We start from the raw sequence: 12,702 nt of genomic DNA, 5'->3' as shown, positions 1-12,702 counted from the left end.
GCAACGTGCCCGATTCAGCCCGCCCATGGCACAATCGCGCTCTTTTATGGACAGCCAAGGGCTGCAGGAACGCTTATGAGCCGCGCGCGCCGAATTCTGGTCACCAACGCCTTGCCTTATGCCAATGGCCACATCCACCTGGGCCATCTCGTGGGCTACACCCAGGCCGATATCTGGGTACGGGCCCGACGCTTGGCTGGCGATGAAGTGCATTTTGTCTGTGCCGATGACGCGCATGGGACGCCGATCATGTTGGCGGCCGAGAAGGCAGGTGTGACACCCGAAGCGTTCATCGCCGATATTCGCAGCGCGCACGAGCGCGACTTTGCTGATTTTCATATCGAGTTTGATCATTACCACAGCACGCATACGGACGAGAATCGCGAGCTCGCCGAACATTTTTACCATGCGCTTCGAGATGCCGGCGCGATCAGCAGCAAGACGATTCAGCAGTTCTTTGACCCGGTCAAGGAAATGTTCCTGCCGGACCGATACATCAAGGGCATCTGTCCGAATTGTGGTTCGGCCGACCAATACGGTGACAACTGCGAAGTATGCAGTGCCACCTATAGCCCGACCGACCTCAAGGATCCGGTGTCGGTTGTTTCAGGCGCCACGCCCGTCTTGAAGGACAGTGAGCACTTCTTTTTTGAATTGCCCAAATTCCAGACGTTTCTGAGCGACTGGCTGTCGGGTCCGGTCGCACATGAGTCGGTCAAGGCCAAACTGCGCGAGTGGCTCGATGCTGGCTTGCGGGCATGGGATATCTCGCGAGACGCGCCTTACTTCGGGTTTCAGATTCCCGAGCAGCCAAACAAGTTTTTCTATGTCTGGCTGGACGCACCAATCGGCTATTTCGCGAGTTTCCGTGCGTATTGCCGGGTGCGGGGCATCGCCGAAGAGGCGTTCCTGAAGCCCGGTCACGATACCGAGTTGCATCATTTCATCGGCAAGGACATCATCAATTTCCATGGCTTGTTCTGGCCGGCGATGTTGGAAGGCGCGGGCTTTCGAACGCCCACTGCATTGCACGTCAACGGGTATCTGACGGTGAACGGCGCCAAGATGTCGAAAGCCCGTGGCACCTTCATCAACGCGCGCAGCTACCTTGAGTTGCTGCCCCCCGAGCATCTCCGTTACTACTTCGCTGCGAAGACGGGGGCCGGGATTGTTGATCTGGATTTGAACCTCGAAGATTTTGTCGCGCGCGTCAATTCGGATCTCGTCGGCAAGTTCGTCAACATCGCGAGCCGTGCTGCCGGTTTTATCAACAAGCGCTTTGCGGGCAAGCTCGCCGACACGTTGCCGGATGCTGCGATGTATCAGCGGTTTGTCAGTGGACTCGAAACCATCGTGCAAGCCTACGACGCGTGCGAATACATGGACGCCGTGCGGACGACGATGGCGCTGGCTGACGAGGCCAATCGCTACGTGGACGACAAGAAGCCGTGGGTGCTGGCCAAGCAGGAAGGCGCCGACGCCGAGCTGCAATCGGTCTGCACCCAGGCGCTGAATCTGTTCCGGGTATTGAATGCGTGCCTGAAGCCGATCCTGCCGAAGACGGCTGCCAACGCCGAAACGTTCCTGGCGGCGCCGGTCACCGCGTGGTCTGATCTCGATCGGCCGTTACTTGGTCACCAAATTGATGAGTATGTGCCGCTCCTGACGCGCATTGACATGAAGACAATCGAGTCCCTGGTCGCGGCGAATACCAGCACGCTGCAAACGCCGCCGGCAGCGGCACCAGAAGCCAAGTCCAAGGTCAAGTCGAGCGCGCCCGCGGCATCCAAGCCTGCGCCCGAAGTTGCCAATGCAAGCGGTGTGATTGGCATCGACGAGTTCAACAAACTCGATCTGCGCGTTGGCAAAGTACTCGAGTGCACCTTCGTTGATGGCTCGGACAAATTGCTGCGGTTCAAACTGGATGCGGGCGACCTCGGCGAGCGCCAGATCTTCTCTGGCATTCGCGAGGCCTATCAGGAACCCGAGAAACTGGTGGGCCGCTCGGTCGTCTTCATTGCGAATCTGGCGCCGCGCAAAATGCGCTTCGGGGTGTCCGAGGGCATGATCCTGTCGGCTGGCAGTGGTGGTGCCGATCTGCATTTGCTGGATGCTGATCCGGGTGCCAAGGCCGGCATGCCGGTCAAGTAACAGCTCTGGGATCGCTCGATGATGCCGAACCTCGCGTACCAGATCGATGCAATCCTGCCGCAGACGCAGTGCACGAAATGCGGCTACCAGGGTTGCCGGCCGTATGCCGAGGCCATAGCCAGCGGCGAGGCCGACATCAATCAGTGTCCGCCAGGGGGTGCCGCTGGTATCGCAGCGTTGGCTGCATTGCTGGATCGTGCCGCGCTGCCTTTGAACCCACGCAATGGTGTGGAGCAGGACGTTCGGGTCGCGGTAATTCGGGAAGCCGAGTGCATCGGGTGCACGAAGTGCATTCAGGCGTGCCCAGTGGACGCCATCGTTGGCGCCAACAAACTGATGCACACGGTGCTGCTGGAGGATTGCACCGGCTGCGATCTGTGCATCCCGCCTTGCCCGGTGGATTGCATTGACATGGTGCCCTTGGCGGCGCTCGGGCTGTCCGAGCGGCGGGGGCGCGACGATCTGCTGCGCCGTTCGGCGCACTATCGGGTAGCGTTCGAACAGCGCAATGAACGCCTCGAACGGCGGCGTCTGGAGCAGTTGTCGCGGCTCAATCAGCTGAGTGCCAATCTACGCGCCGAGACCTGAGTTGGGGCACAAGTAGTCCATCCTGCGTGGGCGCACCTTGCTTCGAGAGCGTCCCAAGGAGCCTGGATTCACGCACCTGATCGCGGCGGCGGTACCCGCGCGCAAAAAACCGCGTGATGCCTTCCCTGACATCACACGGTTACGGGGACATGCAAGATTGAATCGCGCTCAGTGGTGCAGGCGCCGCAGCGCGTAGCCTGCGGTCACGCTCATCAGCAAACCAAGGCCGAGCAGCGCCACGGGTTGATCGACCGGTACCGAGCGCTGCACGATTCCCGAACTGACGGTCAGGGAAAAATCATCGACGTTGAACTGCGAGGGTGTGGGCGCGGCGGAGAGCACAATGGCAATCGGTAGGCCCAGTCCTGGGGTGCCGGTGTTGGTGGTAAACGTGTAGTCCTGGTAGACGAAGCTGCCGGCGGCGGGTGCGGCAATGGTTGCCTGAAAGGCTGGAATGAAGACTTTTGGCGTGTCGGCCGAACGCGTCGCTTGGTAGCCATAAACCTGCAGCAACATGGTGGCGTTTTGCGGCAGGGGATTGTCATTGCGATTGCCAACGGCAAAGCGGATCCGGTACGTCTGATTGGCCGCCAGATTTTCGGTGGTCACTTGAATCAGACCGCCGTTGCTGATGAACGCGACGTTTTGACCTTCCGGGGCGCCGGCGCCGTAGCTGCTCGTGCTCGGGTTGAAGGTGCCGCGATCGGCGCCCGTAAATGTCCAGCCAGAGCCGCCTTGTTGGTGCGTGCCGTCGGCCAGGATTGGATCTTCGAACGAAGGGTTGGCTACTGTTACGGCATAAGCGGCAACCGAACCGCTCAGGAGCATCGCCAACAGGCCAGCAAGAGGTTTCAACATAATGACTCCAGATTCACAAGGAAAGTCTGCTTTGGGCGCGATCGCCACACATTTGCGTGGCAGTGTGGCGCGCGCCGGATCGGCCGACATCGCGTGAATAGGGGAGTCCGGCAGGCGCCTTGGACCATGCGGAACCCGACACCATGAGCCCCAATTGCAACGGGTTGATGGCCTGCCCGAGCGCGACAGGTTCGCGATCCACATTTGTGTGGGGTGCGTGAAACGGGTAACCTCGGGCGTTCGTTTATCATTCCGGGAATCCCATGAAGTCGCGATTGTTGTCGTTGGTCGTCTCAGGCCTCTTGTTGGCGTCATCGAATCTGTCGGCGTCGGCGTTACGCTTTTCCGAAGCTACCGTGCAGACAGGAACGCCCCCTTCTGGGGTGGCGCCTTCGCCCGTCGTTCCGGCTGGTGGCGTGGTGACCGTGTTTACCGACCGCGCTGCGTTTGACGCCGCATTTCCAGGCCTGGCGGTCGAGACGTTTAATGGTGGTACGGCGCCAGCTGGGAACTTTGCGGTGTGCGACGCGCCCTTGAGTTCGGTGCCAGGATCCGCTGCGTGTGGTTTCGACCCTGGCGAACTGATTGCAGGGGTCAGCTATCAGGACAATCCCGGTCCCGACGCAGCCGCGCTGATTTTGCTCGGCGTCGGAACCTCCTTGAATGCGTCGCAGGCGCTGGTCTCAAACACGTTCTCGGACGCACTTGACTTGGTCTTCTCGCCACCGGTGTCGCGGGCAGGCATGGATTTGATCAGCACGTCGGCACCGGGTGTGGGTGATCCGGACACCGTGCTCGTCACGCTGTTTGATGCCAGCGATGCCGTCATCGATACCGTGCCAGCAGCGAACGCCAGCGGCCCCGGCGTGTTCTTCGGCGTGTCGTCGCCCGTGCCGATTGCGCGCATCCGGTTGCTCTCCAATACCAACCGCGCTGAGGGCGTCGACAATGTTGCCTTCACCCAAGCAGTAGCAGCTGTGCAACGTTCGGTGCCGAGTCTCGGCTTCGGCGGACTGACGGCACTGGTGCTGGGCTTTTTGGCGCTGGCCGGGTTTGCCTGGACGCGTCGCCAGTAAGCGTTCGCAGAGCGAGCCTGCAGGCACAGTCAACGCAGCGATCGCAATGAAAAAACGCCCCGCTTGGGGCGTTTTTTTTGGGGCTTTCGAACCAGCGGCGATTACTTGATCAACTTGATCTCGCGAAGGCGCTCTAACAGATAGTCGTGCGAGCTGATCGCAGTTGGATACTTGCTCGGGTTGTCGGCACTGGTGCAGTTGGAGAGCACGTCGATCATGAAATCCGGATTCGGATGCAGGAAGAACGGCACTGAGTAACGCGGTTTGCGGGCATCGTCGCCCGGCGGGTTGACGACGCGGTGCGTCGTGGACGGATACACGTGGTTCGTCAGGCGCTGCAGCATGTCGCCAATGTTGACGACGATCGTATCGCCCTCGGTCGTGATCGGCAGCCAATTGCCGTCCTTGCCCAGAATCTCAAGGCCGGCCGCGCTCGCGCCAACGAGCAGCGTGATGAAGTTGATGTCCTCATGCGCGCCCGCGCGAACGTTCGGGACATCCGGCTGCGTGATGGGTGGATAGTGGATCGGGCGGAGAATCGAGTTGCCGAAATTGATCTTGTCGTCGAAGTAATGCTCGGGCAGGTCGATGTGCAAGGCGAGCGCGCGAAGCACGCGCACACCGAGTTGATCCAATGCTTCGTATAGGCCATAGCCGTATTCACGAAAGCCCGGGACTTCGGTCGGCCACAAGTTGGCCGGCATCACGTCTGCGTACTTGGAGCTGCGGTCAATCTCGCGCCCGAAGTGCCAGAATTCTTTCAGATCCGGGTACTTCGAGTCCTTTGCCGTTTCGATCATGAAACCCGTATAACCGCGGGCGCCACCGCTGCCCGGCAGGTGGTACTTCATCTTGACGGCTTCGGGCAACGCGAAGAATTCCTTGAACACGCGATACGCGTTGTCGATCAGATCTTTCGAGATGCCGTGGCCGCTGATGCCGCAAAAGCCGTACTCGCGGTAGGCAGCGCCGATATCGGCGACAAAGGCATCGCGATCCGTGTCGTAGCGGCGGATATCGAGCGTAGGGACGTGGGCGGCCATGCGGGGCTCCTTTTCTGATAACGGTTGCGTGTTGGGTTGGGTTGCGAGGACCTGGGCCGACACTGACCCACACCTGCTCTGACCAAAGTCAGAGGATCCGTTGTTCAAGCCGCCGATGATACGGCTTCGGCCAGCGCCTTTGCGACTGCCTCAACCAGGGATTCGGATTCGGCCTCGACCGTCACCCGAATCAGCGGTTCGGTGCCGGATGCGCGGAGCACGAGCCGGCCTTTGTCGTGCAACGCCGCTTCGGCCGCGGCCTTGGCATGTTGGACGACCGGCAGATTCAGCACCATCGTGGCGTTCTTGACGCGAACGTTGATCGTGGTCTGCGGGAAGCGCTGCCAACTCTGACGCCAGTCGCCGGCACTGCGGCCACTCTGCGCGATTGCTTCGAGCACCAGCAGCGCCGCAATCATGGCGTCCCCCGTGCCGCTCTGATCCAGACAGAGAATGTGTCCCGATGCCTCGCCACCCAGTACGCCGCCTTGTTCGAGCAGGCGCTGATGCACGTAGCGGTCGCCGACTTTGGCGCGTTCAAAGCCAATGTGGTGGCTGGCCAGCGCGCGTTCCAGACCGATGTTGGTCATCAGCGTGCCAACCACCGGACCGCGCAGGCGCTGAGTCGCTTGCCAGGTCACGGCAAGAATATGGAGCAGATCGTCGCCATCGAGCAGTACGCCGGCGTGATCGACCATCAGGACCCGATCGCCATCGCCATCAAACGCAATGCCGAGCTCAGCCTGATGGGTGCGCACAGCAGCCTGCAGGGCTTCCGGGTGCGTGGAGCCGACGCCCGCGTTGATGTTGAAGCCATCGGGGGCGTTGCCAATGCAGTGCACCTCGGCACCGAGGCTCTGGAACAACTGCGGCGCGAGCTTGTACGTGGCGCCATGCGCGCAGTCGAGCACGATCCGGCGACCTTGCAGGCTGAAGCTGCTCGGCACGACGCTGCGGACGAATTGCAGATAGAGATCCCCGGCATCGCTTTGGCGGCTGGCACGACCGAGTTGCTCCGGCTCGGCGGTACGGAACGGCGCGTCGAGCGCCGCTTCAATTGCGTGCTCGGTGGCGTCGATCAGCTTTTCGCCGTAAGCCGAGAAGAACTTGACGCCATTGTCGTAATGCGGGTTGTGCGACGCCGAGATCACCACGCCGGCTGCTGCGCCGCTGGCGCGGGTCAGGTACGCGACGCCCGGAGTGGGAATCGGCCCGAGCAGTCGTGCTTCGGCGCCCGCCGCAATCAGGCCCGCTTGCATGGCCGCTTCGATCATGTAGCCGGAGCGACGGGTGTCCTTGCCGATCAGCACGGTCTTGTTGGGGCCCTGACACAACACTTGCCCGGCGGCATAGCCAAGACGCATGGCAAAGTCGGGGGTCATGGGTTCGGTGCCAACCCGGCCGCGAATGCCGTCAGTTCCAAAGTATTTCTTGCTCATGGTGCCGTGAATCGAAGGGGACCGGTCATTATCGCTGCTGCGTGGGCGCTCGGAAAGGGCTGGATTGTTGACGGTTGGCGGCTAGCCGAATACGCCATGGATGAACCAGCCGCCACTCGGGCCGGGGGTTTTGAACACCCAGACCTGGCGCAGATGGGGGTCTTCGGCAATGTAGTAGTCGCGGCGGCAGTCGAAGCCGTCCCACCAGCCGCTTTCGATCCGTTCCGGGCCGCTGAGCAGATGCAGGGCCTCGGGCGCAATCGGCTGTGGGGTTGCCAGCAACCAGCTGGGGCGTTTGCCGAGCGCGGCGGGCAGGGCGGCATCAGCACGGGTGTTGGTGCTGGCTGGGCGCAGGCGCTGGGCGTGTTCGGGGCGATAGTCCGCCTGCGGCTCCAGGGCTTGGATAGCTTGCTCGCCGAGGCGGGCGCGCAGACGTTCGAGCAGACGCTCGGGGCTGTCCTGAACATTGCGGGTATCGCTCAGCAGGTCGCTCTGATCGGCCGCAAACGCCTGCAGTTCGTGGGCATGCAGGCTGATCTCATGCACAGCGGCGGGCAGCTCGAAGCGCTGCAGCCGCTCCTCCACCAGTTCAAACAGCACCAGGCGATCGCGTTCCACTTGCAGCAGACCGACCTGTAACTGGCTGGCTGGTGCGTCCTCATGCGCAAAGCGCAGATGGAAGCGCTGCACGCCGGCATCGCGACCAAGCAGAAACGCGGCCAGATCGCCAAGCAGGCGGCGGATCGGAAAGCGCATCTGCTCGGTGCTGGACAACAGCGCCGGCAGCTCCAGGCGTTGTTCGAAACGGGCAGGGGGCTGATAGAGCGGTCGGCGGTCGGCACACTGACCACTGAGGCGGTCGAGGTAGTTCAGATCGGCTGCGGTAATGCGCCGCGCCAGGGCGTCCCGAGGCAGTTTGAGCACCGCGCCGAGATAGCGGCTGCCACTGCCGCTCAGCAGTTGCTGGGCGTCCGGACTCAGGTCACTCAGCCCGAGTGGCGCCTGCTCCAGAAGGCGCAGCAGCGCATGTCGGGACAGCGCGTGCACCCCATCGCCCATGCGGGCGGCGAGTTCCGCCCCGGCAGGTGTGGGTGCGAGCCCGATTTGGGCAAGAAAACCAAGTTCACCAAGAATGCTCCGGACCTGCTCCAGGATCTGCTGACCGCCGCCAAACAGTCGTCGACTCGCCCAGGCCTCGAGCAGCACGCCGTGATTGCCGGTGCTCGGGTTACCACTCAGGCAAACCTCGGCGCTGACCCGGTACAGACAAGCGGCCAGATGCTGCAACGCCTGCTGTTCGGCATCCGGCTGACGGGCTTGGATCAGCAAGTCGGCACACAAGGCCTGCGCCGCGCTAAGCCCCATGCCGATCTGAATGCCAAGTGCCCGTGCCGGTTCGTTGACGGCCTGCACGCGTCGGCGCTGTACCGGGCCTTCGCTGATCACCAGCGGCTGACTTGCCGGTTCCGGCAACGCGCGGCTGACCAGATCGATGGACAGACGGGGCAGATGGACAGCGAGCCAGAGCATGCCCCGTTACCCCGGTTGATCCAACTGCAACTGGGCGCGACCACTGATGCCTCGGCACTTTCTGAGCTCCAGTTGCAGGGCCTTGGCCTGTCGGCGCAATTGCAGTCGGACAGCAGCGGGAGACGTTTGCTGCCAGGCGCTTTCATCGCGGAACAAAAAGCCGAGGCTTTGTCCTTGTTCGGCGGCCAGTTGCAGGCGCCGCAGGGTTTTGTCTGGCAACGCCTGGACTGGCCAGTACAGCACGGCCGCGCAACTGCCCGAACGCAGGCTCTGCTCGCAGCTCCAGGCCGCATCTTGTGATCGCTCGGTGCTGATCCACCAGAGCTGGTCGAGCTTCAACCCGGCCTGCATCAAGCCCGGGGCATAGGGTAGATAAGGCGGGTCGATGAGCACAATCTGCCGACGGGCGCCCAGGCGTTTGCTCGTGGCGACGTTCGCGTTCTGGGTGAGTTCGGCCAGGCCAGGCAACAGCAAGGCCAACTCGCCAATACCAAATTGATTGGCGATCAATTCAATCAGACTGCCAGGCGGCCAGCCGCCGCCCGGGAGCAGGGCATCCAGACGGGCATGCCGACTTGGGATGCCGGCCGGGCTACTGGCATCGGGTTGGCGCCCGCGCCAGAGCAGCGGGCTGCCCAGAAGCTGATGAATGGGAGTGGTGGCGGCCATGAGCCTGTTTTCCTGCAAGGCTGTCGCAGCAATTGAGAAACGACGGCTGCTTTTGAACGTGGAGACCAAAGGCCGAATCAACCATGCCGCCTGGCCCCTGATTGAGTCCCGGCGCACGGTGGCCGGGTCAGGGTTTGTCCAGGCGTCTTAAGACGCCCACCACCAAGCCTTCGATGTGCCAAGCCTTGTCACGCAATTGAATGGGCTGATACCGCGGATTCTCGGCACGCAGCACCCATTGTCCCTGTACTTGCTGCAGCCGCTTGACCGTGACCTCGTCGTCGATACGGGCCACCACGATGCTGCCGAGCGCGGCCTCCGGCTGACGGTGCACCGCGAGGCAATCGCCATCGAAAATGCCGGCGTCGATCATGCTGTCGCCCTGCACCCGCAGCAGGTAGTCGGCACGTGGCCGGAAGCAGTCCGGATCGACCGCCAGATGGGTTTCGATGTGTTCCTGCGCCAGGATGGGCTGACCGGCAGCGACTTTGCCAACGAGCGGCAGTTCTGGACCTGGACGCCGCAAGGACGGCCGCACGTCGACCAGCTGAATGCCGCGCGCCCGGCCTTCATTCAGACTGATGGCGCCCTTCTCGGCCAACGCGCGCAAATGCTGCTCGGCAGCCGAGCGCGAGGCAAAGCCAAAGGCCTCGGCAATGTCGCCGCGTGTTGGCGGCAGGCCTTGCTGGATACGGTCCCGGATGAATTCCAGGATGGCTTCTTGGCGGGCAGTCAGACGGGTATTCATGCTGTACAAATGTACAGCTTTTTGAGCGCAATCTACAGGCGTCTGATCCACAATGGAAAATACCCAGACCGAGGGTCCGGGTGAACAAACAGACTGTGTTGCGGCGGCCGCAATGGGGGCATCCGAATACCGGCCACCGTTGACCGACGTGACAAGCCCCCAAGGTCGATCAACGGCGCCGGGCAGGGATTCGGGTACAGCATGAAGCGAGATCCAGTGCCAACACCGGGCCAGGTTCCGGGCCAAGAGCCCGGTGTTGGCAACTGTTTTTTCCTTGGCGTCCGGGCAAACCCATCCACAGAGTCCGGTCGGGTCCATCGAGACTCCACAGAGCCGCGATGTTCGAAGGGTGACCTCGATGCCCAGAAGCTTTGAGGGAAAAGTTTTCTGGGCCCCGGCTTGTGTTCGGTCGTACCGCGCACCGCCTTGATGTGCACGTTAGCGCCTTCACGAAAAACTACTAGCTGTAAGAAATGACAGGGGGGGGTTACAGGGGGGATCTGACAGGGGGGCGAAGGCGAACGAGGCATCCCGTCGAGACGCGCCATATGCGCTCAAACGCTTCTATTTTGTCTATTAAAAACAATGAATTAAGAGAAGAACGCGACGCCCGGCCAGCGACTGCACGAAGGCAGTGCCAGGTTTGGGCGATCGTCCAATGACAGGGGGGAAATCGGCCCGCGCAGGGGAAAGTTACAGGGGGCTTACAGGGGGGGCGTACCGAATCAATGAACGGCTTCCGCCACCGGCCCGGTTCGGGCCAGCGCCAACAGGCGATGGATCTCGGTTCGAAACAACAGGCGATCCACCGGTTTCACCAGAAACGCCTGCGTGCCGCTGACCAGCGCGCGCAGGCGCTCACGATTGCCCCCATGATTCGTCAACATGAGAACGGATACGGGCGGTGCCGCCCGCTCGCGCAGCAGGGAGCCCAGTGTGATGCCATCAATCGCACCAGGCAGGTCGGTATCGATGACTGCCAAGGTCACCGTGCGGCTGCGCGCAAGTTCCAACGCCTGATCCGCATTGCTCGCCGTCAGCACTTGAAAGCCCATGGGTGCCAGTTCGGCCGAAATCAGTTGCTGAGCCTGCGCGTGTTGGTCGACTACCAGCGCGAGCCGTGTGCCCGGTTGTTTTGGATTCGAGATCGCGCTGCGATCAGAATCGGCGCTGGCTATGGGGGTTGATGGAATCCGACCCTGATGCTGCCGCGACAGCTCCGCCACCATGACCAACGTCTGTGTCAGCTGCGAAAACAGAGCGTGCCGCGCGATCGACAACGGGTGGCCGCGCAGCTGATCGTCGTCGGCAACCTGCAAGACCGCAGTCAGTTTTGGTGCGAGGTCCGGAATGGGGACCGGCATGCCGATGGGCCAGCGATCACCGACGAGTACGACGAGCACATCGGCTCGGCGACCCGGCTCCTGTGACCAAAGGCTGATTTGCCAGTCCACGACGAAGGCCTGTGCAATCACCACTTCGATCACTTTGCGAAGGCGCTCGGGAAAGCCGATCGGATGCACCGCCAAACGCCACATAGCTACTCCCAAGGTTTTCTCCGTGACAGAGATACCTTGATGGGCGGTCGGCTGAAACTGTCAGTTCTTACAGGGGGACTGACAGGGGGCCGTCCGACCCCAAACCTGGAGCAGGACGGCGCCAAAGTGACGAGCGTGCCAAATCACGCAGCTTCCAGTTGCTGATCGCGTTCCAGATCACCCCAGAGCTTCAGTTCAGCAGCGTCATCCATGGGTACCCGCAAGGCGACGGTACGCACTTCGCCGATTTGAATCGCTGGTCCAAAGCGCTCGGTCTTCAGGCCGAGATTGCGAATCAGACGTTCGACACCAACGCTCGTGACGGTGACGATCTCGCTAACCCCGTTGCGGCGTACAAAGCGGATCATCTCGCGAATCATCGCTACCGGCGTTTCATTCAGGCCGAATGTCACACCTTCTTCGTGCTTCGCAACGGCGAAGCGGCTGGCTTCCCAGATCGTCGGATCAGACGGCGCTTCGTGGCCGTGCAGCAGTTCTGGGAATACATCCTTCAGCATGTAGGGGCCCGTAGTCGGTAGCAGGCGCCAGCTGCCCAAAGCGCGATTGCGCTGCTCGGTCGAGCGGGCCACCACGTAGGTCGGTTCCAAGCGATCGAACCAATCCTTCTCTTTGCCATCGCGGCTGTCGACCTGCCATTGCAGGCGTTCAAAAAACATCTTGTGGCGAAGCCCATACATGCTGTCGAGCAACGCTCCAGGCAGGTTACGCCAACTGGGACGACCAATCACGATCTCTTGCATGACTCTCTCCGAAATCGCTCAGGGACAGGGCTGAGCGTGGAGAAATGAAATCGTCAAGCTGTCATTTTTGACAGCTGTCAAATCTTACAGGGGGGGTGGATGGTCGCATGGTCGCGACTTCTATGCGAGCACTTCGATGGTCTGCCTGCGGTTTCGTGCTTGCACTCGAATCCGAACGCGAAAGCGCTCTCGCCATCACACATTGGAGCGCTGAAATGTGTCGGTGGGCAGACGTTTCGTGGTGGCAAATGCGCACCCTCTGACCGCGCGATTCGAAGCCGCAATTCGAGGTCTCAATTGG

11 protein-coding genes are annotated in these 12,702 nt (G+C 61.7%); 3 read left to right on the top strand and 8 right to left on the bottom strand.

Annotated elements, in window-relative coordinates; genetic code table 11:
• Window positions 1-75 precede the first annotated feature (75 nt).
• Window positions 76-2,151, top strand: coding sequence for a methionine--tRNA ligase (gene metG / locus C7S18_RS10875; RefSeq protein ID WP_106891590.1), 2,076 nt, complete (start codon window positions 76-78; stop codon window positions 2,149-2,151).
• A gap of 21 nt (window positions 2,152-2,172) precedes the next feature.
• The gene (locus C7S18_RS10870) at window positions 2,173-2,739 is read left to right on the top strand and encodes an RnfABCDGE type electron transport complex subunit B (RefSeq protein WP_106893994.1); all 567 of its coding nucleotides are present in this window, start codon (window positions 2,173-2,175) and stop codon (window positions 2,737-2,739) included.
• A gap of 168 nt (window positions 2,740-2,907) precedes the next feature.
• Here C7S18_RS10870 and C7S18_RS10865 read toward each other — a convergent pair whose 3' ends face one another.
• Entirely contained in the window at window positions 2,908-3,597 is a 690-nt protein-coding gene (locus C7S18_RS10865; RefSeq protein ID WP_146151875.1) for a hypothetical protein, read from the bottom strand.
• A 263-nt stretch (window positions 3,598-3,860) separates the two neighbouring features.
• On the opposite strand from C7S18_RS10865, the gene C7S18_RS10860 reads away from it, so the two are divergent.
• Window positions 3,861-4,673, top strand: coding sequence for a hypothetical protein (locus tag C7S18_RS10860; RefSeq protein ID WP_106891588.1), 813 nt, complete (start codon window positions 3,861-3,863; stop codon window positions 4,671-4,673).
• Between the two features lie 101 nt (window positions 4,674-4,774).
• Here C7S18_RS10860 and C7S18_RS10855 read toward each other — a convergent pair whose 3' ends face one another.
• The 7 genes from C7S18_RS10855 to C7S18_RS10825 form a co-directional block, all read right to left on the bottom strand.
• Window positions 4,775-5,716 carry an isopenicillin N synthase family dioxygenase gene (locus tag C7S18_RS10855; protein ID WP_106891587.1) on the bottom strand — a complete coding sequence of 314 codons (942 nt, stop codon included), beginning with the start codon at window positions 5,714-5,716 and terminating at the stop codon, window positions 4,775-4,777.
• Window positions 5,717-5,820: 104 nt separating this feature from the next.
• Window positions 5,821-7,155: a phosphoglucosamine mutase gene (gene glmM, locus C7S18_RS10850; RefSeq protein ID WP_106891586.1), complete on the bottom strand. Its 1,335-nt coding sequence runs from the start codon at window positions 7,153-7,155 to the stop codon at window positions 5,821-5,823.
• 81 nt (window positions 7,156-7,236) lie between these two features.
• Entirely contained in the window at window positions 7,237-8,685 is a 1,449-nt protein-coding gene (locus tag C7S18_RS10845; protein ID WP_106891585.1) for a Y-family DNA polymerase, read from the bottom strand.
• A gap of 6 nt (window positions 8,686-8,691) precedes the next feature.
• Window positions 8,692-9,354, bottom strand: coding sequence for a translesion DNA synthesis-associated protein ImuA (gene imuA, locus C7S18_RS10840; RefSeq protein WP_106891584.1), 663 nt, complete (start codon window positions 9,352-9,354; stop codon window positions 8,692-8,694).
• 127 nt (window positions 9,355-9,481) lie between these two features.
• A complete protein-coding gene (lexA, locus tag C7S18_RS10835; protein ID WP_106891583.1) occupies window positions 9,482-10,102 on the bottom strand; it encodes a transcriptional repressor LexA in 621 nt (206 codons plus the stop codon).
• 725 nt (window positions 10,103-10,827) lie between these two features.
• A complete protein-coding gene (locus tag C7S18_RS10830) occupies window positions 10,828-11,640 on the bottom strand; it encodes a response regulator (protein WP_106891582.1) in 813 nt (270 codons plus the stop codon).
• A 143-nt stretch (window positions 11,641-11,783) separates the two neighbouring features.
• Entirely contained in the window at window positions 11,784-12,401 is a 618-nt protein-coding gene (locus C7S18_RS10825; protein WP_106891581.1) for an acyl-homoserine-lactone synthase, read from the bottom strand.
• Window positions 12,402-12,702 lie beyond the last annotated feature (301 nt).

Source organism: Ahniella affigens, from assembly GCF_003015185.1.
In the GTDB taxonomy this organism is placed as follows: Bacteria; Pseudomonadota; Gammaproteobacteria; order Xanthomonadales; family Ahniellaceae; genus Ahniella; species Ahniella affigens.
Note: the sequence above shows the minus strand (reverse complement) of the source record. Positions and strands in the feature narration are given on the sequence as shown.